This is a genomic window from Ruficoccus sp. ZRK36 (assembly GCF_019603315.1).
Taxonomy (GTDB): domain Bacteria; phylum Verrucomicrobiota; class Verrucomicrobiia; order Opitutales; family Cerasicoccaceae; genus Ruficoccus.
On the sequence record NZ_CP080649.1, the window covers coordinates 1,612,251 to 1,635,559 of the forward strand.

Annotated in this window: 16 protein-coding genes; 8 read left to right on the plus strand and 8 right to left on the minus strand. The window is 52.4% G+C overall.

Annotation, left to right across the window (positions count from 1 at the left end; translation table 11 throughout):
- Window positions 1-75 precede the first annotated feature (75 nt).
- The 4 genes from K0V07_RS07135 to K0V07_RS07150 all read right to left on the minus strand — a co-directional run bounded on the left by K0V07_RS07135 (window position 76) and on the right by K0V07_RS07150 (window position 5,232).
- Complete coding sequence (locus tag K0V07_RS07135; RefSeq protein WP_345778162.1) at window positions 76-1,779, minus strand: glycoside hydrolase family 3 N-terminal domain-containing protein; 1,704 nt, start codon at window positions 1,777-1,779, stop codon at window positions 76-78.
- Window positions 1,780-2,040: 261 nt separating this feature from the next.
- A complete protein-coding gene (locus K0V07_RS07140) occupies window positions 2,041-2,907 on the minus strand; it encodes a hypothetical protein (protein ID WP_220623850.1) in 867 nt (288 codons plus the stop codon).
- A 66-nt stretch (window positions 2,908-2,973) separates the two neighbouring features.
- The gene (locus K0V07_RS07145) at window positions 2,974-3,972 is read right to left on the minus strand and encodes a hydroxyacid dehydrogenase (protein WP_220623851.1); all 999 of its coding nucleotides are present in this window, start codon (window positions 3,970-3,972) and stop codon (window positions 2,974-2,976) included.
- 198 nt (window positions 3,973-4,170) lie between these two features.
- Complete coding sequence (locus tag K0V07_RS07150; protein WP_220623852.1) at window positions 4,171-5,232, minus strand: LacI family DNA-binding transcriptional regulator; 1,062 nt, start codon at window positions 5,230-5,232, stop codon at window positions 4,171-4,173.
- Between the two features lie 88 nt (window positions 5,233-5,320).
- Between K0V07_RS07150 and K0V07_RS07155 the strand changes: the two genes are divergently transcribed.
- The 3 genes from K0V07_RS07155 (at window position 5,321) to K0V07_RS07165 (ending at window position 9,184) form a co-directional block, all read left to right on the plus strand.
- On the plus strand, window positions 5,321-5,965 hold the full coding sequence (locus K0V07_RS07155; protein ID WP_220624074.1) for a type II secretion system protein: 645 nt from the start codon (window positions 5,321-5,323) through the stop codon (window positions 5,963-5,965).
- A gap of 443 nt (window positions 5,966-6,408) precedes the next feature.
- Window positions 6,409-7,800, plus strand: a complete 1,392-nt coding sequence (locus K0V07_RS07160) for a sulfatase-like hydrolase/transferase (RefSeq protein ID WP_220623853.1) — start codon at window positions 6,409-6,411, stop codon at window positions 7,798-7,800.
- A 55-nt stretch (window positions 7,801-7,855) separates the two neighbouring features.
- Window positions 7,856-9,184 carry an FAD-dependent oxidoreductase gene (locus K0V07_RS07165; protein ID WP_220623854.1) on the plus strand — a complete coding sequence of 443 codons (1,329 nt, stop codon included), beginning with the start codon at window positions 7,856-7,858 and terminating at the stop codon, window positions 9,182-9,184.
- 468 nt (window positions 9,185-9,652) lie between these two features.
- Here K0V07_RS07165 and K0V07_RS07170 read toward each other — a convergent pair whose 3' ends face one another.
- A complete protein-coding gene (locus tag K0V07_RS07170) occupies window positions 9,653-11,077 on the minus strand; it encodes an MFS transporter (protein WP_220623855.1) in 1,425 nt (474 codons plus the stop codon).
- Between the two features lie 201 nt (window positions 11,078-11,278).
- Here K0V07_RS07170 and K0V07_RS07175 point away from each other — a divergent pair, with 201 nt between their 5' ends.
- The 4 genes from K0V07_RS07175 (at window position 11,279) to K0V07_RS07190 (ending at window position 15,760) form a co-directional block, all read left to right on the plus strand.
- Window positions 11,279-12,121: a hypothetical protein gene (locus tag K0V07_RS07175; protein WP_220623856.1), complete on the plus strand. Its 843-nt coding sequence runs from the start codon at window positions 11,279-11,281 to the stop codon at window positions 12,119-12,121.
- Window positions 12,122-12,299: 178 nt separating this feature from the next.
- Window positions 12,300-13,934 (plus strand): hypothetical protein, encoded by a 1,635-nt coding sequence (locus K0V07_RS07180; RefSeq protein WP_220623857.1) that lies wholly within the window; start codon window positions 12,300-12,302, stop codon window positions 13,932-13,934.
- A complete protein-coding gene (locus tag K0V07_RS07185; RefSeq protein ID WP_220623858.1) occupies window positions 13,931-14,572 on the plus strand; it encodes a type II secretion system protein in 642 nt (213 codons plus the stop codon). Before K0V07_RS07180 ends, K0V07_RS07185 begins: the two co-directional genes overlap by 4 nt.
- 42 nt (window positions 14,573-14,614) lie before the next feature.
- Complete coding sequence (locus tag K0V07_RS07190) at window positions 14,615-15,760, plus strand: LacI family DNA-binding transcriptional regulator (protein ID WP_220623859.1); 1,146 nt, start codon at window positions 14,615-14,617, stop codon at window positions 15,758-15,760.
- Window positions 15,761-16,339: 579 nt separating this feature from the next.
- Here the strand turns inward: K0V07_RS07190 and K0V07_RS07195 are convergent.
- Complete coding sequence (locus tag K0V07_RS07195; RefSeq protein ID WP_345778163.1) at window positions 16,340-17,719, minus strand: MFS transporter; 1,380 nt, start codon at window positions 17,717-17,719, stop codon at window positions 16,340-16,342.
- 233 nt (window positions 17,720-17,952) lie between these two features.
- Here K0V07_RS07195 and K0V07_RS07200 point away from each other — a divergent pair, with 233 nt between their 5' ends.
- Window positions 17,953-18,873, plus strand: a complete 921-nt coding sequence (locus K0V07_RS07200) for a hypothetical protein (protein WP_220623861.1) — start codon at window positions 17,953-17,955, stop codon at window positions 18,871-18,873.
- A gap of 262 nt (window positions 18,874-19,135) precedes the next feature.
- On the opposite strand, the gene K0V07_RS07205 is transcribed toward K0V07_RS07200, so the two are convergent.
- Both K0V07_RS07205 and K0V07_RS07210 read right to left on the minus strand, forming a co-directional pair.
- A complete protein-coding gene (locus K0V07_RS07205; protein ID WP_220623862.1) occupies window positions 19,136-20,140 on the minus strand; it encodes a hydroxyacid dehydrogenase in 1,005 nt (334 codons plus the stop codon).
- A 37-nt stretch (window positions 20,141-20,177) separates the two neighbouring features.
- Complete coding sequence (locus K0V07_RS07210) at window positions 20,178-23,039, minus strand: GDSL-type esterase/lipase family protein (protein WP_220623863.1); 2,862 nt, start codon at window positions 23,037-23,039, stop codon at window positions 20,178-20,180.
- Window positions 23,040-23,309 lie beyond the last annotated feature (270 nt).

Below are 23,309 nucleotides of genomic sequence, written 5' to 3' on the forward strand. Positions count from 1 at the left end.
TGGAAACTCAATACAATCATAATAGACAGCAAGCGCCGCTTGCTTATCTGCGGGTGAATCAAAGAGCCAGCGAGTTTAGCGCAGCATAAGGTCGACCGGGCATGTCCCCATGAACGGAATTTTTCCCAGCAAGGCCTTGGCATAAGCCTCCACCATATTTGGTTGGCGAGAGTAGGCGCAGACATAGTTATCGATGATGCCTATTTCGCGGATGGCGTATGGGTTTCCGAAAGAAACGAAATACGCAGCTTGCCCATTCTTAATCGCTGGCCAGTTGATGCGCCCGTGGCAGTCTGCGCTGAGGCGGATAGTTCCCCCCTTGGCACGCGGGCAAGCCTGTGTCAGGTAAATCACCGCCTCATAGGCGCTTGTGTCTCCCGGCACCACATCTGTCCCGTTGACACAGGTCACTTCATAACCGTCCGATTCCAACTCGCTCGCCAAGAGGTAGATCGGCTGTGTATTGTCACGGTCTTCCCCGACATTGAGGTCGAAGGGCTTGGGCTCGTCTGCGGGCAGATCAATCAGCAATATCTTCGATCCCGTCGGGGCTTTAAGCGGGTAGCGGTTTTTCCAGTCGCGGACGAGTGTGAGTGAACGCTCGGCGACTTCATGCGGTAGCTCGATTGCCGCAGGTTCATTCACAAATTGATCAAAGGCAGCTTCATCCGGCAGTGACGGTTTGTCACTCAACAGGCCGAGTTTTGCTTTCATTGAGAGGATGCGATCGACCGAGGCATTGATTTGGGTTTCGTCGAGACGACCGTCATTAAGGGCCTGCTCAATGACTTCGACAGTGCTGTCAACACTGCTGGAAATGAAAAGAAGCATATCTGCGCCTCCTTGCAGGGCTCCGATTACGAGGTCATCTTCATTGGTGTAGACAGAGTCGAGGCCGCCCATGCCAAAAGCATCGGTAATGATGACGCCCTCAAAACCCATCTGCTCGCGCAGTAGGTCGATCTGAATCGCTCGGTCCATCGTGGCTGGCAGGAGCAGTCCGGTCCTTGGGTCGCACTGTGATCGCCCCTCCAGTGCGATCCAGCCGGTCATGATGCTCATGACGCCAGCATCTATCGCAGCTCCAAAGGTACGACCATAGGTGGCTTGCCACTGATCGAAGGGCAGGGTGTTGTGCGTGACGATGATGTGCTGGTCCCGCGTATCGACGCCATCGCCGGGGAAGTGCTTGGCGGTGGCGGCCATGCCATTCTCCTGAAAGGCTCGAATGTACGTCTGCGAGAGACTGCAAATACGCTCAACATTGTCACCGTAGGCCCGATGGTTAACGATGGGGCTATCCCAGTTCATGCTGATGTCCACAACCGGCGCAAAGTTCCAGTGGCAGCCTAGCGCGCGCGCCTGTTGAGCGACGTTGACAGACGCGCGATAGAGGAGCTCCTCGGCTTCTTCGATCGGCTCGATTGCTCCAAAGTTCATCGGCCTCCCGCACTGCGGAGCTCGTGTCGCGCGACACCCGCATTCGTGGTCACCAGAGACGAGCATAGGAATCTTCTGTCGTTGCTGGGCCTCCCGTAGCAAGGGTCCTTGGTCACATACATCAGCAGTCCCGAGAAAGCCTCCGCCCCAGGGCATTTTTCCAACGCGTCCCAGGACGCCCTCAGTGGTTTCCGTGCGCCAGTGGGCCCAGAATATCGGGTGCAGTAGCTGGGCCAGTTTTTCCTGCGCAGTGAGGCTTGCCTTTGCGCGTTCAAGTTGGAGCGCTTCTAGTTCGGTGAGGGATAACGGAGATGTTTTGCTCATTAAGTTAGATAGCATTGAGAGGTACGTTTCTTCAGGGCACTCCGGCTTCTGCTCTCAAGATAACCATAGATAGTAGGGAGCAGAAGCCAAAGGCCTGAGATTCTAGCTTGTGCGGCCAGAGCTTTCGGAATGTATAGACAGACGAAGTGTAGCGGGAGGCACAACAATCGCGCATCACACAAGAATGACCAATGTGACAGGCGAATGTCGCATCCTGATGGCCTGGCTGCGGATATCTGGAACGCAATTACGCATCGGATGTTAACTGTGCTCGTGCTACTGAGCGAGGGCCTTGCGGCGACGCTGAACCAACGCAAAGAGTGTGGCACCGAGCCCAATCAGAAGCGCAGAAGAGGAAGACTCGGGGATCGAGTTGTCCACGGTGATGTTGTCGAGGTAGATGGTTCCCGCGAAATCGTCAGCGGGCTCCGAGCTGGTGATGGAAGTAAAGTTGAGTAACTCAATCGCCGAACCGACGGATCCACCGGAGCCGCCGAGGTTATCGCCGATCAGGACGCCATCGAGATAGATATTCATCGTGTTGGAGTCGATGGTGTCACCTTCGTAGCCGACAGCATCGCTGCTATTATTAAAGACGATGTTCAGGTTATGTGCAGTGTTCAGCGTATAGCTCGACAAGGAGGTCGATTGCCAGCTTCCGGCGCCTGTGGCTGAGTATATCGTTCCGTTTTGGATCCATAACCCAAAAGCGGTGCCTCCATTTCCCGAGTCCGGGCCTATGCGAAGGAGAAAGCCCTCACCATTAAACAGACTCTGCGACGAATCATAAAAGTCGAAAGTGAGCGAGCCGGTTTCGGTCGCCGCAAACTTGGTCGTGGCAATCGAAATGGATTGGTTATTGGTCGTGCTCGTATCAGAGATGACCCCGTACTGGTTCGAGCTGGAGCTGAAGATGTCTGTGGCGTCGTCTTGAGCGGTAAAGGAGACATCGTTCTTGTTCGTGGAGTATAGCCAGTGGCTCTCGGGATCCACATTGAGCTGCTGGATGGCTGATCCTGCCGTGTAGCTTTCGAAGTCTTCGGAGTAAATGACAGTGGCCTGGCTAAGGCAGGGCAATGTCGCTACCAGACTGATGCCGAGAAGGGCAGAACGTAGAGGGGTGGGGGTGTTTTGGGTCTTCATTGTATCTATGGTTTTTTAGGGTTACGGTTTGAGAATAATGAAATCCGTTAACGGGCGTATTCGTGCTTAGCTGGACCGAAGGTAGCTCTGGATATCGACGATTCCCGATAGCGGCTGCTTATTTAAAAAGCATCGGATATTGTTTAAGGCGAATTCGCCGCAATGCTCGAAGATGTCGTGTGTCGGTCCTGCAATGTGCGGAGAGAGGATGACCTCCGGGATGTCCCACAGTCGGGAAGAGGGGTCGAGCGGCTCGATCGCATATACGTCGAGTCCGACGCGCAGTCGGCCCTGCTCGGCCATGTCGGCGAGCGCGTCTTCGTCCACCAGCGCTCCCCGTGCGACGTTAATAAAGATAGCATCCTCAGGCAGTCGCTCCAACAGGCTGCGAGACACGCAGCCCTGGGTTTCATCGGTTAAGGCTTCGCACTCTATGAGGATGTCGTTGTTTTCGAAAAGTGCTTCCAGGCTGGCACACGGCTCGACGTCATACTCGCGCATCATGGATGCGGGGACGGGCTTTGAATAGGCGCTAAGCTTGACGCCAAAAGGCTGAAGAAGGGAAACTAACTCTCTGGCAACCTGGCCGAACCCGTGAATACCTACGCTCCGGCCCTTTAATCGCTTGGTCTGGAGGCTGGTGATGAAGTCGATGCGGGGCTGCTCCTTCAGATGGCGAATGTCTTTCCAGACTGGCATCCTGCGCGCACAGCCCAAGGCGAGCAGCACCGCGTGCTCGGCTACGGAGGTGGAGATGAGGTTACCCCAGTTCGTAACAACAACGCCCCGCTTGAGCATGTCCACGCTGAGTAGGTTTTTGACCGAGCCAGACAGATTACAGATGTAGCGAACGTTGAACCAATCTGCATCCGTAATCTCATCAACGAGCTGCGGGGTTGACCACGCCGTTACTATGATATCGGGCTGGTATGACTTTAGGAGACTTTCCCAGTTGCCGCCTTCAAGCTCTTCGGGATTGGCTATGCGCCAATCGACTGCGACGCCCTCTGCAGTAGTCCCGTGTGGGAAAAAACGCTTACGGTCACGGGGGGGATAGGGCGACAAGGATTCGTGCCGGGGACGCACCACGGGCGACTGTCTCTGTTGCCCGTTTGTTACTCTCTATATCCGGGTGCGATATTTCTGCCATGGATTGTTTTTAATCCCGACATGGCAGGAATGAGAAGAGCGCCTCTACTAGCACAGACTACTTTAACTGGGTCGTGTCGTATAGCTGCGCCCTAAGCCTTGAGTGTAAATGGGCTATGTCCGCTGCGATCTCGATTTTCCCTTTTTACTGCGCGATTTTACCGGTGGCAGTGTCGTGCCATCCTGCCAGATCCCTTCGATATGGATGCGCTGGACTTTGTCGGGGATGCCTTTCTCTCCCCGGATTACCATTCGGGTCAAATGATCCACAGCGACTTCGCCGATGTGGTAGGCATCTTCCACGACTCCTGCTACCTCGCCGTCCAGGCGATGAAGAACCGGGCAGGCTACAGCAATATCTTTGGGCACCCGGAGCTTGGCCTGCTGAAAGAGCTCCATGGTGATCACACTGCCAATCACAATCGCCTCAGGTTTTTGTTCCTTGAGGCGCTCGATAAAGCCCTCGCGATCATTCCAGAGATTTGTGTGCACAAGTGGAGCCTCACCGATCTCGAACTGTGAAGTGAGATACCCGGCGAGGTAGTTATGATCAGCACGGGCATCATGGCTTTTATCAAAGGCGAAGGCGATCCGTCGATATCCCTTCTCATGCATTTTCTGCATGGTTTGCATCGTCGCCCGGTATTGGGTGGTGCATACCGTGTGTAGCTCCGGTTTCATCAGGGAATAGCCGAAGGTGACGAAAGAAAAATCATCCCAGACAAGTTCCAAAGCGGTGTAGGCCTGGGCCTGTGGACAGAGGAGAACACCGCGTATGTCGCGTGCTTTCAGGATCGAAGCCAAGCGCTTGGGAGTGATTTCAGCCGGATCAATCTCCAATGACTCCAGGACAAAGCCATGCTCTTTGCAGCGCGAAGTTGCACCCGCATGATATTGTGCAAAAATCCCTTCTCCCTTCCATTTGATTTCGGTATTCTTGAATACCAGCCAGGCAAGCGTACCCTGAAAGGAACGATCCTGGATCGAGCTGCGGTACATCGCCAGAGCCGACATCATGGGGTCGGGGGTGTAGCCCAGCTTCTCCGCGGCCTTCATGACCCGCTCACGCGTGGAGGCGGGGATGCTTGGATGATTTCTGAACACCAGCGATACCGTGGCACGGTGCACGCCGGCCTCTGCTGCTACATCTCGCTGCGTGACACGTCGCTGCTTCATGGTTACTCGTCTGTGCAAATGATCGCTTGATTGATCCTTGCGTCAAGTGAAACAAACTAGGCGTCAGAAACTGCTCATACCCCTAGATATGTATACCTCACGCCGCGCTTTTAGTTTGATCGAATTACTTTCTGTCATCGCCGTCATCGCGTTATTGGCCGGGATTATTATTCCGGTCATCGGCAGAGTCCGGCAGCACTCCCATAGTGTTGAGTGTTCGAATAACCTGCGTCAAGTTGCCATGGCCATTCATCTGTACGGGCAGGAAAATAACGGTGCCTTACCGGGTCCGTTACTTGGTGGGCAGATCGCTGATTATAAAATGGGAACCGGACAGATATCCGGGTTTATCCGGGAGTACGGCGACTTCGAGGTGACGAATGAAACATCACCGAAGATCAAGGCCCTCATCTGCCCGGGTAGCGATGAGCTTATCGAGGGAGACAGTCCCCGCTACTATTCTACGCGCCAGACTTACGTCCAAACGCTGTCCAATGATCGTGCGATTCCTTTCGGACGCCCCAACGGAGATCCAAGTAAAACCGTCCAGGCCGTGCGTATCATGAATATCCTCAAGCCTCAAAGCGAATGGATGATGCGCGATCTCGATGCCATCGGAGCTGCATCGTACGTGGGGAATGATAATGCCTGCCAGCAAATCGCTCATGGAGATTTTCGCAACGTGTCTTTCTTTGACGGGCACGTCGAGGCTGTGCCGGTCGACGAAAGGTGAGCGGACCGGATACATTTAAAATGGTAACATACTCGAATCCTTTCGTTCATATGACTCGTATTCTATGTGCGGCCAGTCTCCGTAGAGAAAGCCGGTTTCTATCCCGTGAGCATCAGGTGCTGTATGTGCGATGGTAACAGTAGCTTTGATCTGCTTGCTGGTGGTGAAGCCCCCTCCACGCAATGCCTTGGTCTGCCATTAACGCCTGCCGGCGGCTGGTCGAACAAGTCTCACGATTGGAAGATTGTCACGCTTGCCGAGGACAAGGACCCGCTGTTGCGCATCCCTCTGCGCGCAGGGTCGCATACCCTTGAAATCAGCAGCCCCTCAGGCCCCTTTAATTTTGACTGGCTGGAACTACATGGCGCTAAGCCTTAGTCGGTTGAGTAACAAATGCCCTATCACATCCCTGCAACAGGCGCCAGCTCGGTGGCCGCTTCACTATGAGTACGAATAAACCCAATCTCCTCTTTGTTTTTAGTGACCAGCATCGTTGGTGCGATCTTGGATGCTATGGGAATGGAGAAGTTGTCAGCCCACATTTTAACGCCTTCGCGGGTGAAGGGTTGCGCTTGGACCAATGCTACTCGCACTGCCCTCTTTGTGTTCCGGCTCGGGGCACGCTCTTGACCGCGCGTCATGCGATGAAGCATCGTGCCGCTGCCAATGATCTGCCTATCGATACCAGCCTCGAAAGCGTCGCTCACGTGCTAAACCGAGCCGGCTACCAAAGCGGCTATATCGGGAAATGGCATCTGGCGGGAGTCCCTCGCGAGCAGGCCGTCGCACCGGAAAATCGCCTTGGCTTTCAACACTGGAAGGTTCGCCAGTGCAGCCATGATTACCTTAAGCCGGAGTATCACGACAAGGAGGGTGTGCTCCATCAATGCCCGGGTTACGAGCCGGCAGTCCAAACCGATCTGGCTCAAGCATTCATCCGCGAGCATCAGGACCAGCCATGGGGACTCGTGCTCTCCTGGGGGCCGCCCCATGACCCCTATGCTGCGGTCCCAGACCGTTACAAGACGTTGTTCGATCCGGATAAACTCAGCCTGCGTCCAAATGTCCCCGAGCGCATCGAGAAGTCATACCGTGGGCCCCTCGATCGTGATGCCATACGCCATGACCTGGCCGGGTACTATGCACACATAGCGGCCCTAGACGAGCAGTTCGGGCGTCTGGTCCAGCATGTTAAGGATCTTGGCCTCTGGGAAAATACGCTCATCGTTTACAGCAGCGACCATGGGGATCTCATGGGGAGTCAGGGCTTCACACAGAAACAGCTGCCGTACGAAGAGTCTGCTCATGTCCCTTTGCTTATCGGAGGGGGACTGCCGCAGCTTCGCCAGGGCACCTGCTGTGAGCTTATTGGCTTGGTCGATCTGTTCCCTACGCTGCTTGGGGCGTTGGGCTTATCCTATGCCTCAGACATCGACGGCAGCGACCTGAGTGCTTTGCTTTCGGATTCATCTGCGAAGGGGAGAGAAGCCCTCTACTTGAACAATCCGATCCCCTGCCACTTTGGGGCAGATCGGGGGGATGCCTCCTGGCGTGCCATCCGCAAGGGTAGCTACTGCTTTGCGATGAATCTCGACGATGGTACCGACTGGTTCCTCTACGACCTGGCTAAGGACCCTTACCAGCAGGAGAACCTGCTGATGAAAACGCCGGAAATGGACCGACTCGCCAGTGAACTTCGCCAGGAGCTATTCTGTATGGTACAGGCGTATGATGACGCGCTCCCAGGGGAGCAACTGATTGCAAAATACCAGCTCACGGAAGCCTGGAACACGAGCCAACGTTTTTTCAACCTGCCTGCCTTGAACGAATCGTAGGCCATAGTGAAAACAGAGAGATGCTTTAACGTCTCACTTAACCCATATACAATAAATGCACATCAATACAGATTGCCTGGTAATAGGAGGAGGGCCCGCGGGATATGCCGCAGCTTGGGCCGCTGCGCACATGGGGGTGAAGACCGTCATCGCCGAGCGCTATGGTTTTCTGGGTGGCATGGGTACGGTTGCCGGTCTGAACTCCTTTCTGAATCATCATTACGAGGATAAGGAAGACCTCTCAGATGGCGTTTATCGGCGTCTGGTGCGACGACTTTACCAAGCCGGGAGTATGTATCGAGCCTGGGAGCCAAATGTCGATGTATTCGACCTCGAAGATCTCAAATCTACGATGGAAGTCTCGTTGGCGGAAGAAGGCGTCCGTATCTTGTATCACTGTGCCTTCGACACAATCCGCAGGTCAGGAAAAGGCCATACTCTCCGGTTTGTTGGCAAAGGCGACGAGGTTTTTGTCGATGCTCAATACGTCATCGATACGACCGGTGACGCCGATGTCTGCGCCAAAGCAGGTGTTCCAGTCTCGTATGGCAACAACGGCGCCAGGGATATGGCACAGCCGATGAGTATGATCGTACAGTTGGCTGGCTTTAACCCTTCAGCGTACGCGGCTGCGGGTTTTAGCCTGAGCGCGACCGGCCATGCCTGTCAGGGCGATTGCTGGAGAGAGGAAATCCATGCTGCCCGAGAAGCCGGGGAATGGTCGATCCCGCGGGACAGTATCGCTATGTGGTGGAGCTCGCCCAAAGACTCTACCCACATCTTTATAAATGGGACGCGCGTACAAGGGCTTTTGGGGTGTGACCCCGAACAACTGAGCCAGGCAGAAATGGAAGGCCGACGTCAGGCCAGGGAGCTCGCCATGTTTTTCCGTAAATACGTCCCCGGCTTTGAGCATGCCTATCTTCTGGCGACAGGGCCGCAAATCGGTGTGCGAGAAACGAGGCGCATCGTTGGGGATTATGTCCTGACGAAAGATGATGTGTTCAACGGCTATCATCCTGATGACACGGTGGCCGAATGTGCGTATCCGATCGACATTCATGCTGCCCAAGGCCTTGCGACCAATGTCTACAAAGACAGATCCATTCGCTACTGGGTCCCGTATCGTTGTTTAGTCCCCAAGGGCGCGGATAATATGCTGGCCGCAGGCCGCTGCATCAGCGCAGACCATCAGGCGGCAGGCAGTTTTCGTGTCATGCCGACATGTATGTCACTGGGGGAAGCTGCGGGGACCGCCGTGGGGATTGCCGCTCAAGAAAAAACCTCCTTGGAGAACCTGAATGGAGCAGCCGTGCGCCATGTTATGGATACGCGCCGTGGCAACGCATTGACCGACCCCGGCACGGGCGTCTTTACTCCTTGATTCCATACATGGCTATCAATAGGGTGATTATGATTTTTTGAGCGTTTGACGGCTGTATTTTCTGTTCGGGGAGAGCTATTCAGCACCAGGCTTCCGCACCACTCGTGGTGGTAAGATACTTGGTCTTGAAGCTGCTTCTGGCAGCAAGGATTTACCTCTGGTTTTGGAGATTGATCCCATCTCTATATGAAATTCTCCACGAAAAAACCCGCAGTGATTGCTGCGGGTTTTTAAATAGTGGCGGGATGGACGGGACTCGAACCCGCTGGTGGACTTCACCTATTTTCACTCGGTTTCCCTTCCTGTTACTCAACAGCAACTTGAATAAGTAACCGATGGCATGCAAATGCAGGTAGATGCACCAACATGCTTCGTTTTTGGAAAATATGAATGCGGCTTCAATGTGCCATCAGGTAACGAATGTTTGTCCATACGCGAAGCTCATATCAAGGGGTAGGGGGGGCGGTGCTATAGCTTGCCTCGGCGGGTTTCCAGTCGCAGACGGATATCCGCCAACCGGTTGCGCGTTAGCGGATAATAAAGAATCAACCCGAGTGATAGCATCCAGATCGTTACTGGAATAAGCAGGAACATCCACGTCATGCGGGCAAGGACTTCTGGTGTTTGTGTTGTCTCAGATACATCGAAGCCAGATAGCTCTAACGTGAAGCCTCCAATACCCATTGCGCATGTGTTGGCTGCCTTGATGAACCAGGAATAAAATGCATTAAGTGATCCTTCCCGTCTCCTTAGGGTTCCCAATTCGTCATAGTCGGCTACGTCGGCCTTCATCGATGGAAGAAATAACCAAATGGCAGAGAAGCCTCCTGCTTGCATCGCGGCGGGAATAAGCTGGAGGTAGGGCCTACTCGGATCGAGACAGAAGTAGTAAATAAGTTGACCTGTCATGGCGACAAGTAGCATGGCTATAACAAGAGTTTTCTTGTCATATTTTTCACTGAGCCTCGTTAGTATCGGAAGTGAAGCAATGCCCACTACAACGATGACGGTGTAGCGCCAGCCATCGATGACCGAAGCGCTAGCTAAATTCCCGTTGTTGATGAGATATATGTTAACGTATTGCCCCAGGCTGACAACGGAACTGTTGCCGAGTGAGAGGAAAAACGAGGAACCTACAAGAAACCACAAGGGTTTACAGGTAATGCTTTCCCGTAGGCTTTGCCAAAAAGGTTCTTTGGCCTGCTTGGAGGCCTCCTTTTCATAGTAGCGTTCTTTGACAAAGAGCGCTGGCATAATTCCGATGGCGACGATGAGCGCCGCGAAGTACCAACTGCAGCTCAAGACGCCATTTACGATGTCAGGATCACCCGTGACGGGGTCTGCAAACCAAGGACCTGTGACAATGGCCATGATCCAGCCTCCTCCAAGTGCGACAAGCTTGGAAAAGAATGACATCCAAGCCGTCAAGTGGGTGCGTTCGTCGTAGTTTGGCGTCAACTCCAATTGCAGGCCGAAATAGGGCATCGACCAACACGTGTACGAAGTGAAAAAGAGCCACCCAACAAACAAAAGATAGAAAAAGACACCCATTTCGCTCCAGCCCTCTGGAGGTCGCCAGAGAAACGGATAGACCATCGCAGTCGCTATTGCCCCAACGAACATGAACGGTCTTCGCCGTCCCCAGCGCGTGCGGGCATTGTCTGAGATGTTTCCCATTACGGGATCCGAAATCGCATCCCAGCCTCTTAGGATCATCAAGCAAGTGCCCAGCAGGATCGGGCGAATTCCCAGACCAATATTGAAGTACGGCATCCAGAGGATGTTAATCGTCACTCCTGTGGCGAAGTAATCCATCTTACCCCCCAAGGCGAAAGCGATCTTTTGTCCCAAGGGTATGCGGTCGGACTGGGGAATCGGAGATTTCGAAGACATATTAAATATAACTAAATGAATATTGCGTTGGGGGATCGGTTGTTGTGTCGCTGGCTATGTGCATTGCGCCTACTATCTGACTGTCAGGCTTGGAGAAAATAATCTGAATCCTCGGGCGTGACTGTGCGTTGGATGCATCAAATTAGCCATGTGAAATTCATTATTGACACGCGTCAATTTTCGTCAACGATAAACTCCATTATGAAAAAAACCTACCCAAACCCTGTCCGTTGTTCTTGCCTTTTGACGTTCTTATTCGCCCTGTTGATGCCCAATATCGGGATGTCTCAGCTTGTGACGAATGCGACATTTGAGTTAGATACCATTGGGGATGCGCCGCCCGCCCCTTTTACTACTGCGTCTGATACTGGTGCCAATAGCATCACCGTAGAGGATACATCTTCCATTGCTTCCAGTGCCTTGGGAACTGGGGTAAAATCCGTTTATATCGTCAATGGATCTAGCACCAGTGGCAGCCCTGCGCTGTATGCTCCGGAATCAGCTGATCTCAACCAAGCATTAATGCTATCCGCCGATTTCTACCTTCCCGCTGCGAGTTGGACGAGTAGCAACAACATTAGCCTGGCCGTTTATGGGGTGAGCAGCTCTAGTGGCCTGGAGGTGCAGGCCTATCGTGTTACATTCAGGGGGAGTTCCGATGATATGAACCTTCAAGACAGCAACGGGACTTCCTCTCCCAGCCTTGCCATTAACAGTTGGGGTACGGGAGTTGACGAATGGTATCGAATCACTCTGTCTGTTGGGGCTCTTGATACTAGCGAAGATACGCTCACGCTCAGCATCTATGATTCCAGTGGCACACTGATTAGCAGTGCAGCGAACCGGTCCATGGCAGACATAACGTCGATTACTCAACTTCGACTTTGGGACAACTCGGCAGGGTCTACTGTCGGTAGTTTTTACGTGGACAATGTCAGTCTCTCTACGATCCCTGAGCCGCAGGCCTCCTCCATGTTGTTTCTTATAGGTGTAGGGCTGCTAGCTGGAGCTAGCTTCTTTAAGCTACGCGCCGCGAAGCGCTAGAATTGTTCTCGTTAATTTGCAAATCGACCCCTGCATGCACCACAGTAATTATCCTCAAAGCCCCAGTCCCATTTATTCTCGTTTGGGCAATCGTGTGTCCCTCCTGTTACTATGCCTGGCGGCTATATTTGGAAGTACACCACTCTTAGCGGCAGGTGAGGGTTTGACCCGCTTATCGTTGATTAGTCCCCATTTTCAAAGCATCTTTTTTCCGGATGAACCTCCGATCATAGATCTGCTATTAGATAAGGGGGATAAGGATGCCACCTATTCCATCGATTATACGATTACGGATTATTTCGGTAAGTCGGTTGGCAAGGGGATGGTAGACTATACTAATCCTAGAGGAAGAAGATGTTGGGCGAGGGTGAAACTGTCATTTGATGACGAAAATCCGATAGGATGGTTTGAGACGCTCTTTACGGTTCGAGACGCTGGTGGCAAAGTGGTCGCCACGTTAGTGAGCGATATTGCCATTGTTCCTCCCTTAAACCCAAATGCGCCCATTGATGATTCTTACTTCGGTGTGTCTGATTTTTTTGGGAGCGGTGGGTCGGCGCCGCCGTTGACGGCTGTTACTGTCTTGCCCGTGAAGCGATTGGGAGCCAAGTGGGTTCGTCTGATGGTGGGCTGGCAACAAATGCAGGACGGTCCGAACTCGCCGGTGGATTGGCGGATGATGGATCAAATTGTAAACAGTGCCGTAAATGCGCAGATACGAGTATTGCCGATGATGGGCCTTTGCCCTGAATGGGCCGTGGATTCCCCTGAGACAGTAAAAGAGATAATGCAAAATGAGAGAGGGGACAATGGAAAGGCGTTGAGGATATGGGCGTTTCGCCCGCAAAAGGATTATTGGGAACGTTTTCTTTCTGAGGCCGTCACTCGCTACAAGGATAGAATCTCTTACTGGGAGGTTTGGAATGAACCGAATGCCTCGAGCTACTGGCAGGATGGGGACCCCACCACCTACGGAGACTTTTTCGCTGAAAGTTATACGGTGATCAAAGAGGCAGACCCGCATGCGATTCCAGTGATGGGGGGTATTTCTGGAGTCAAAGCGAGCTGGCTTAAGGAATTGGGAAAGACTCCGGCAGGTCCGCTTATTGATATTGTTAATGTGCATCCGTATCGGCCTCCTGCGTCGCCTCCCGAGAAGGGGAGTCCCGAGTCCTCTCCGGGATATGGGCGTAATACCCTCGTTAACGATCTGAATGCGGCAAAGAGAATGATGGCGCATTTTCCTCCAACGCTTTCCGGTAAACCACGTGAACTGTGGGCTGGAGAAGCGGGATACAATACATTGCCAGGTTTTCCGCCTCCTCTTCACAAGGCTGTCTCAGAAAAAGAAATGGCCAAGTTGCTTGTCAGGACAATGGTTTTGGCTCACAGCGCAGGAGCAAAGAAGTTTTTCTGGTGGCGGTTGATCGATACGTACGGAGCGGGTATGGGGCTGCTTCGTAATCCCTCGGGGCATTTCCAGCCAAAGCCCGGCTATGCTGCCTACGCTGTCTTGGAAAGGATGATTGGCCAGGCTAGTGGACCGGGAAAAAGAATGCCTGATGAGTCGGGCAATGTCTACGCCATCGTCTTCCAGCGCCCACAGGGGCCCGTATGGGTTGTTTGGGGAATCGAAGACGGGATGACGTGGAATGTAGATGCTCCACAGGGCATTCGTCTGACGAATATGATGGGCATGTCGGAATATCAATCCGCTCAGGATGGTCGTGTATCTATCGAAGTAAGCACCGACCCTGTGTATATTGAATTTCTGAATGAAAAAGATACTCCTTCCGTAGATAGGCTGCCATGAACAGGCAAGTTGGAGTGAAGAGCAGAATGAGGCTCCAGCAGCGAGCATTTACGTTAGTAGAAATACTCGTTGCTCTGATGGTCGTTGCGGTGCTTGCAGGGATCATTTCGTTAGCCCTGCCGAGTGTGGTAAAGCAAACCAGGCAGTCCAAATGCCTGTCAAATCTCCGTCAGATAGGCATCGGTTTTAAACTCTATGCCAGCGATCATCAGCAGGACATTGTTTCAGGAGCTGCCTCGCCTTCTTGGTATCGAGTGCTTTGCAACGAGAACTATATTTCCAAGGACGTACTCTATTGCCCTGCGCGTGACAGTATCTCTACCACTCCCAATAATTATTCCATGAACGGGCGTATAGGTGTAGGTCAATCGGGGACGATGGGTATTGAGAAAATGCCCCAGGCAGTCAACCCTGCTCAGACCATGTGTGTGGCAGATGCCCCCATGAGGAGCAAAGGCGTATTTTACTCTCTCATGTATCCCGCTGGTGATGCGAGGGCGCAGGCAGTTCACGACGACGGGTTGAATATCCTGTATTTAGATGGTCATGTCAGTTGGGTTCAACTTTCTGACGTTTTCACGACTGGCGAGTCTCAGAAAGCAGGAAGCCCAGGCCACATGTTTTGGTTTGGTGATTGAAGCGTTTTTGATCGATCCGGCCACATTTAATCATGCTGATTCTTGCCTAATTTCTACATGCCAACCGAGTATCAGGCTACGCCAAAGAAGGTATTGTTGTCCAGTCCGCCCCAGCAGCCGATGTTCAGTGTTGCGAAAGCCGTCGGTGGCAAGCATGCTATAAAGGCAATGCGTAAGCGGATCACGTCGCAACAATTGGCTGATTATTTAGGACTGGCCCGTTCAACGGTATCCATGGCCCTCAGTGATTCACCTAAGATAAAGAAGCAAACCAAGGAATTGGTTCAGAGGGCGGCCCGTGAGTTGGACTATATCCCAAATGTGATTGCCAGGGCTATGCCCACCGGCAAAACCCGAGTGCTTGGATTTATCACTCAATTGACTACGCCGGAAATCAAGTTTCGCTTGTTGATGGGAGTCATGAATGCGGCCACTGAGGCTGGGTATCACATCAAACTGATCCCAACAGAGTGGAAAATGGATTCTGCCGAGATTGCTCGTATTTGCATTGGAGAATGCCTGGGAGGGGTCCTGGTGACTCAGGTTTGGGATGAGACGATAGGTGAGTTGGTTGAAAGTCTTCACGCGCGCTCTATCCCAGTTGCTACTATGTTAAGTGGCTTTTCTCACAGAAAAGTGGCCAACGCACTCTCCGATGACAGTGTGGGCATCCATGAAGCGATCGAGCATCTGGTGGGGTTGGGCCACCGGAAAATAGCTTATTTGGGGGGCGATCCTCAGGTGGCTTCTGAAAGGGCTCGTCGCGATGCCTTCCTGCATGCGGTTAAGATTCATAAGTTAGCGCTCCCTTCGCGATTTCTTGTGGAAAAGAGCTTTATTGCTGACGAAGCAAAGGTGGCCTTTCGGACTATGCTTGAATCCGGCCCGCCTCCTAGCGCGGTACTGTGCGGGAATGACCAAATTGCCATGGTGGCCATACGTACGGCACGTAGCATGGGGGTTAATGTCCCCACAGACATTTCGGTGGTAGGCTTTTCAAACACGGAAATGGCGAAGTGGTGTGATCCGCCTTTGGCATCTATTAATCAAGGCTTCGAAGAAGTTGGCAAAATGGCGACACAGGCGGTGCTGCGGGCATTAGCTAAAAATCGCATCAGCACATCAGTCCGAAAGAGTGTTCCCAGCCATTTTATTGCCCGTGCCTCCACGGCTCCGGCGCATAAATGAGCGTTTTATGTTGTGAGTCGATATGACTTTTCGTGGGTATCTGAGCCCTCTGCTGCGACCCCATTGCTAGTGATATGGTTTTTCTGTATAGGACAGATAATCTATATGAAGCGAGGTACGACGCCGATCACCGAGTTCCTTCAAGGAATTATCCACTCTAACTCCATACGAGTATATGGCCTGACTAAACACTCTATAAACATACGGAATTTAGAGAAACAAGTAACTACACAGGGCCCTATGTCTGGCTCCAAATGATCATAAAAACCCCTCTCTTGTTCCTGTTTTATCCGCTCCTGACACTGAATCACTCTACCTGAACTGGCCCCGCTGGCTCACGCTGCTGGTGCTGTGCATGAGCTCGATCGTGAGTGGTGTGCTCATCCCCAAGGCGGCCCTTACTCGTCTGGATCCGGGATAAAAGACATATGCCAGTCGAGGTATAGACACGAGCGTTCGTCCCCAAACAGGGGCTCCGGTAGCAGCTTCGAAACCCAGCCAGCATTCGGGCTCAAGTTACCGGGTAGGTCGGCAGTGAGCAGGGCCCAGGTGTTGTCAGGATCGTTCAGCCACCTACGTTCATGGAGCTTCGTAGCTTTTCGTGCCTCCGAGTTGAATAAAACGCTTCAGCACGTAAGCACTGCAGATCAGGGCAGCGATGGTTAAAAGGGCAGCGCATAGAAACGCATAGCGATAAGCGTTTCCAGAAAGGTCGATGACGAAACCGAGCATTGGCCCGATCAGAATATTCGCTGGTGAGTTAAGCGTACTTTGAGCGGATGAAAACTGTGCATATTTATCATGCGGGTAGAGGCGTTGCCCCAGTGAGGCCGCGGAAGTATAAAAGCATCCGGATAAGACCCCGTGAAGCACCCAGGCGATCAGGAAACTTTTTTGGTCATTCGCAAAGATGAATCCCCAGCCGGTAACGAGCATATAGCCTGTTAGCGAGATGATCACCATGCGTAAGGGGTGAAACAAGTCGACAAGCCACCCAAGGAAAAAAGAAAGGCAAAGTGAGATAAGGAAGGCGAGCGAGAGATAGTCCCCGTAAGTGTCCATGTCGATGTCGAGACTTTTGGCGTAGGGAAGCGCGAAGATGTTTACCGAACTGATGGCAACCAGGGAGAACATGATCATTGCGAAGATCGCAAGATAGTAGGGGTTGGTATAGCAGTCTCGGACATATTCTTTCACTCCGGCCCAAAACCTGCCGCAAATGCCCGGTTGGTTAGATGTGACAGGGGACGGTGGCGGATAGTCCCCCTCCTTAACTTTTAGGCAGACCCACAGGAATGAGGTCCCATAAAAGACTGCGATAATCAGCATTATCAAAGTAAAGTGCGATGGGACCTCTCCCATGATCCAGTAGTTGAAAAACATGCCGTCGATGAGGCTGATGGCTCTGAAGAAACCATAAAATCGACCAAGCAGTTCTTTCGGAACCACATCATTAATGAGTCCGCCGAAGACGGACTGGCCTATAATCGTCGCAAATTCAAAAGCCGCCCAGAATACGCTAAAGCATGCTACTGAAACCACCCATTCGCTCTGTCCGGAGAAGTGGTGGGTATGCAGCCAATCCGCGATCAACGGGGTGACCGCGATGCCGATCATTCCAAAGGCCGCGATGGGCGTCGTCACGAGTAAGAAGGGTATTCGCCGCCCCCATTTACTTCGATAGCGATCCGACTTGTAGCTGATAATGGGGCCGAGGAAAAAGCCGATCAGGGCGGGGAAGGAACTGAGAATTAAAGCGAAAACCAGGTTTGGGACATTGAGGCTGTTTAAATACCATTGAGCCATCGGGCCGACAGAGCGTTCGCGCATGGACCAAGAGAAGTCACCGAATAGCAGGATCATGAAAAGGACCAATATCCCGCTGGAGGTATAGGTCAGGGTTCCGCAGCGCCATTGTTTCCGGGGGGCGCTTGGGGAGTTGGAAAGAGGGGAGGGCATAGAATGTCGGCAAAAGGTTCCAAGAAGACAGGTTTTCCCACTCTGCTAAAGAATGGCTCTCTGGCTTTTATTGCGCAAATATAGCGATAGGAGAATGCCAGGCCGACTCATACTGATGAGCGAGCCCCAGCTCTGAGGCTGTTGATGTCCGTTAAGATGGGAGAGAAACGGGCATGGTAAGCGGTATTCCCGGGGCGATATTTTTTGGGATAAATCGGCAATCACCGCACCCCATGGCTCATATGTATGAGCGTGAAGTGTGTGGTGTTCGCATGTACGCCATACATACTGGTCCTTACATATTCACCCTCACCCCGAAAAACTTGATCATGAAATCTGGCATTAAGACATTCTACATATCCACTCTTGTTGTATTCGCTTCGCTTTCCGTTGCGTCGGCTCAACTCCTGCTGGAGGACACCTTTGGTGGTTCAGCCACCTCCAACTTGAACGGAGAATCCGCAACCTATTTTAATACCCTGCTGACCGACTCCGGTGGTAGCGCAACTTGGCTGGCAAAGACCGGCACCGAGGGCAACTTTTGGGCAGACGGATCACTGACTTCCACGACGCAAGGCAATTTTGACGGCTCCGCTTTCCTTAACATTGGAAGTTATATCAACGACAGCAAGGGCAACAGCGATGCCCTCTTTAAACTCAGTGCTACTGTTGAAATCACAGGGGGGAGCCAATCGGGGCGATTCGTCTCTCTGGGATTTTTCGATGGTACGATGTTAGTCGGGGAGGCATTCTTTACTAAGTCCCGGGGGCTGGGGACGGCGATACAAAGAGCCGTAGACGTTGATGCTACAAACTATTTCGCAGGACCGGGAAGTACGAATTCTGATGACCCTGGCGATCTCTCCAGTGGTTCGGTCACCTTTTCCATCCTTCTGGATCTGCGCACGTATAACGGCATAGACGACTTCGGGACGGTTTCCTTCTCTAGCGATGGCGGGGATTCATACGGTTTTTCTTATACTTACAAGTCAGACTATAGTTTTTCCCAGATTGGGTTCTCCTTTAACGATACTCCTAGCAGTGCACAATTCAGCGACCTAAGCCTCACCCAAATACCAGAACTGGGAACGTTTTCCCTGCTGAGTGGCTGCAGTGCTCTGGCATTCATCCTGGTTCGCCGCCGCAGACGGTAATACCCGCCAGCCCCCGAGGCATACGCCTATCATCGGCTGCGTCTTGGGGGTGCGCACGCGCAGCTCCCCGGGTCCCACGGTGCGTGGCCGCACATGACATGGAGGGCCTTCCCCGGGGCCTCTTCCCCCTGCTAAAAGCCGGGGGCTACACTTTCGATACTGCGTATCGGATTTGGCATCTGCGCAAACCGCCTGAGGGCGGTACTATGCCTCAAAAACGTAGATGGAGTTGAGTTCCGGCCCTCTGGGCGCGCAATGGAACTCAGGCCATCAAGGCAACGCCCGCCTCTGTGATCGGACACTGGGGCGGCTTCCCGCTCAGGAATCGACGACATTCTTCCACGGCCAAACTACCCATCCGGTGGCACTCATATCCATTGGAGCCAGCGATATGCGGGGTTAGAAAGACGTTGGGCATTGTTGCCAGTTCGCTCAGGTGGTACGTGCTCTCGTTTCTAATCACATCGATGACGGCAAAAATATCCGCTCGTTTGCGCAGCACTTCGATCATCTCCGATTCGCGAACGATAGCTCCCCGTGAAGTATTGATAAAGCACGCTCCTGTCGGCATCAACTGAAGCAGGGACCCCGTTATCATATTCTCTGTCTCTCGTAGCCAAGGCGTGTGTAGCGTGACCACGTCACACTCCGAAAAGATGGTCTCCAAATGATCAACGCGTTTCGCGCAGCACGATTCAAATAACGATGCGTCGGCATATGGATCGTAAGCGTAGACATCCAAATCCATATGCTGAAGCTTCTGGCAAACCAGTTGGCCAATAGCCCCCAATGAGATTACCCCAACTTTTGACCCAAAATAAACGCCTTTGATCTTTTCTGTTTCGTCAACTGCCTGGCCGTTTGCCAGGTTTCTATTCAGCCGCCATGCCTGCTTGAGCGCAAAAATGGCAGATGCCACCGTATATTCCGCAACGGGAATGGCGTTCGCCTGGTAGGCGCTGGTCAGCAGTATGTCCCGCTGCCAGAAGGCGGGGGTTGCCAGTTTGCGCACACTGCCAGCTCCGTAAAAGAAAGCCTTCAAGTTCGGGAAAGCATTCAACAAATCTTCCGACAGAACGGGAGCACCCCATCCGGAGAATATGATTTCCACATCTCCAAAAGCAGACGGAGAGCTCAAAACAAGTTCTTCAGAATATGTTTTTCTATCGTTTTGTGTTAGCTCATGAATGCGAAGGCAGTCATCATCACTATAAATTCGCGATTTGGCTCTTGTATCCAATAAGAATATGGATCGCGGTTTTTTCATTTATGGAAAAATCGTATTCATCAGTCAGCGCGGCATGTTAATGTGATTTTTCTTCCAGCCAGGACTTCATAAGGGGCCAGGTATAAAGGAGACTCCCTTCTTTGTTCGGATGGCTGCCATCGGGAACATATTCTTGATACTTTTGCGGCTCATAAAGCTTTAGCGCATGCCACACAATGAAGTGATCCAGAAGGTCGTAGCCGTTCTTGTCGGCGTAGATTCGATAATTCTGATTGTATGCTTCAAGCTGCGGCCGCACAGAGCGGCTGCGGTTCCCGTTCGGCGCATCCCAGCCATCATTCATCGTCTGGAGAACAATGGTCACGTCCGGGTTGTTCGCCCGGATACGGCTGACGATGGCATCAAGATTGGATAAACCTCTCTCGATGGGCATCTGGAATTTTTCATGCGCATCGTTATAGGCGAATTCGATAACGACCAGGTCGGGATCGTGCTCGATGACGCGCTTCTGGACGTGCCCCAGGCCCCAGTCCGAGTTCTGGCCTGAACCGCCTGCATTGATCGTCGTCACTTGCCCTGGATACCGTTTCTCAAACCACTGTGCCATTGCGCGTGTCCATTCGCCGGTCACCGTCAGACTGGTTCCATAAAACACGACCGTCTGCTTCTTCCCTTCGGCGAGAGACTTGAAGAAATCTGGACGCGCATCGCCGTTCAGGCGTATCAACGGCGACTCTGCGAAATACAGACTATGCTTACCGGCTGGCACAAGCAGACGCATGCCTCCATCATCGGGTTCTCCGACTGGCACCACCTTCCCATCCAAAAGAATGCTTTTTGTCTTGGGCCGGTAGAATGTCATTACACTGGGCTCGCCAAGTTCAACACGCCCGGAATCTGCCTTTATGTAAACGAGAGCACTTTTTTCACTCGAAAACCCAAACGTCCCGCTATTGTCCAACAGTTTAACTCCTTTTGCAAAAAACCATTTTAGCTTCCCATGGTCCTTCCGAAATAATGCCTGATCTGCCTGCAAGGTGATGTCGTCGATGTTGCAGGGTTCAGCCGTTTCATCAGCATTGATGACATAGTCCACCACGCCCGGATGATGCCCTATGGTCAGGCCTGAATAATGGTCGCCCTCAATTCTCGCGATCGGAGGTTCGGGATAGGCATCATCCGAAGGATATAAAACACTTAAAATGGATGCATGTGCATCCGTGTCCGATGTTAAGAAGTTTGCCTTGAGATACTTCCCTACAAGCCCCTCCTTCCATGAAAATGATGCAGTAGCGCCATCGTGAAACTCAACCGAATCCGCTTCCGTCCCAAAATGGATTGATAGTTTCGGGTGATTTTCCCCGGCCATATCCCATTGGTAGGCACACCCGTCATCAAGTACTGTGTAATTGGCGGAGTATGGATGGAAAATGACATTCGCGTACGCTCCCGCCTCTTTGGCGACCACAGTGTCCCAAAGCACAAAATAGCCGCCCATTCCGTCCTGGGAATGCACGAATGCTAAAGCGCGATTCTGTGTGCCGTTTGGGATCGCATTTCCTGAGCTGGCGGATGCGTAGTCAAAATCCGCCGCGGTGAATCCCGAGGTGATCCCGCTCCCGTGACGCTGAACATGATTGTTCAACGTCGAAGGCTGCCGGTCTTCGCCGACTGAGTAATCAATAAGCACGGTGTTGGATGACACCGCGCGCTTTTTGATGTAATCCCAGCTGAACCCTTTGTAGGGGCGGCCCCATCCATTGTAGCCGGAATTAGCCATCAGCAAGCTTCCATATCCGGCCAATGTGATTGAATTCACGTCGAAATGGGCGTGATCACCCGCTGTTTTTGTATTCCAAAGTGCCGCCGCAAGGGCATGGTCCTCTCCGTTCCTCTCGCGGAAGAAGGCGCCGCCATCCGTATATATCCGACTTGAAGCCTCCGATCCATTGCTGTGCGGATTGTACGTGAGGTATGTGGAGAGTCGTCCGGGTGCACTCTCAGGCGCTTGGAGCGCTCTGGCATAAGCACCGGCGGTGGCTGAAAAGGAACCTGCTCTCAAAAGCCCCGATTTGTTTGAGCTAATGAATCGTTCCGGGGCTGTGTCTCCAAAAGTCCAATTCTGTTTCGTTGGGCTTAAGGCAGAGCCTGTCATCCACTCATAACAGGCGACCATCTGCGGATCATCATACCAATGATCAGCGCCCTGATATTCCAAAATATCCATAAAGAGGTGCTTTTGCTCTCTATCAACATTGGTCAGACGGGCTAAGGCATACCCCGGCCCATCCAAAAACACTCCGTCCTCTGAGAGGTACGATGACATATGCGTACGGTAAGCTGTTTTGGCCGCGTCGAACGCATCAGGGTTGTTGTCATACAATGCCCAAACGCCACGGACGGCATCATTACTGATTTTCCAGGCGGGATTAGTGTTATTAAAATAATCAGCAACGTCACTCAGCAGGCTCTCCGCCCTTTTTATCTGGTCCTCAGTCAGGTCGTTATAAACGATATCCAACGCGAGAACTGAGTTCATAAAGGCTGCTCCCGGGGGCACGGTGGTATCCCATTTTGCGCCGTTGAGTTCGTCCCTCAGGTTGCCCGGTGTGCTTTTGTCCCAAATTTCAATCCCCTGAATGATATGCTCAAGATAGGTCTGTCGATTCGGCTCGTCCAAAATATAGGCCAATGCATTCACACTCATAATAGTCGAGAGCGTCCTTGCGCGGTGCTTGTAGGACTCCGCGCTGTTGAACTTTAGGGAAGACGCATCCTCCAGCGCCTTGTGCTTCAGGCTTTTCCATGGCTCATACTCAGCCCGCTCCTGTAAGTCGGTATAATCCTGCTCTCGGACAAGTATAAAGGGATGCTCCGCGTAAAGCGGCAATTGCATCAAAAATACAGCCGCAATGATAATTGATTTAAACATGCTCATAATGAAAAATATAGTTCCGAAGAAGCACTCAGTCGGGAGATCCCGACGGGCCTGGATGGATGTTCTGAGACGTAAGCAAGGCAGCCTCGGACCAGATCGCTTCGTCCAGATGGCCGTCTATATTTGGCGTTGCCAATGTCAGCGACACTTGGACTTCCGATACAGCTTGCAGGAGATTAAACATCGTCACGAGTAGCCACGGACATACGAAAGCACAGCATTTCAAGGCTGAATACATACTTAGTTATTTCCCTAAACGAACGCTCATTA

Coding starts and splice junctions, on each gene's coding strand:
- K0V07_RS07205 (WP_220623862.1), bottom strand. CDS start 20,140: ATGAAAAAACCGCGATCCATATTCTTATTGGATACAAGAGCCAAATCG.
- K0V07_RS07175 (WP_220623856.1), top strand. CDS start 11,279: ATGAAAAAAACCTACCCAAACCCTGTCCGTTGTTCTTGCCTTTTGACG.
- K0V07_RS07150 (WP_220623852.1), bottom strand. CDS start 5,232: ATGAAGCAGCGACGTGTCACGCAGCGAGATGTAGCAGCAGAGGCCGGC.
- K0V07_RS07140 (WP_220623850.1), bottom strand. CDS start 2,907: ATGAAGACCCAAAACACCCCCACCCCTCTACGTTCTGCCCTTCTCGGC.
- K0V07_RS07160 (WP_220623853.1), top strand. CDS start 6,409: ATGAGTACGAATAAACCCAATCTCCTCTTTGTTTTTAGTGACCAGCAT.
- K0V07_RS07165 (WP_220623854.1), top strand. CDS start 7,856: ATGCACATCAATACAGATTGCCTGGTAATAGGAGGAGGGCCCGCGGGA.
- K0V07_RS07155 (WP_220624074.1), top strand. CDS start 5,321: ATGTATACCTCACGCCGCGCTTTTAGTTTGATCGAATTACTTTCTGTC.
- K0V07_RS07195 (WP_345778163.1), bottom strand. CDS start 17,719: ATGCCCTCCCCTCTTTCCAACTCCCCAAGCGCCCCCCGGAAACAATGG.
- K0V07_RS07135 (WP_345778162.1), bottom strand. CDS start 1,779: ATGCTATCTAACTTAATGAGCAAAACATCTCCGTTATCCCTCACCGAA.
- K0V07_RS07185 (WP_220623858.1), top strand. CDS start 13,931: ATGAACAGGCAAGTTGGAGTGAAGAGCAGAATGAGGCTCCAGCAGCGA.
- K0V07_RS07170 (WP_220623855.1), bottom strand. CDS start 11,077: ATGTCTTCGAAATCTCCGATTCCCCAGTCCGACCGCATACCCTTGGGA.
- K0V07_RS07200 (WP_220623861.1), top strand. CDS start 17,953: ATGGCTCATATGTATGAGCGTGAAGTGTGTGGTGTTCGCATGTACGCC.
- K0V07_RS07210 (WP_220623863.1), bottom strand. CDS start 23,039: ATGAGCATGTTTAAATCAATTATCATTGCGGCTGTATTTTTGATGCAA.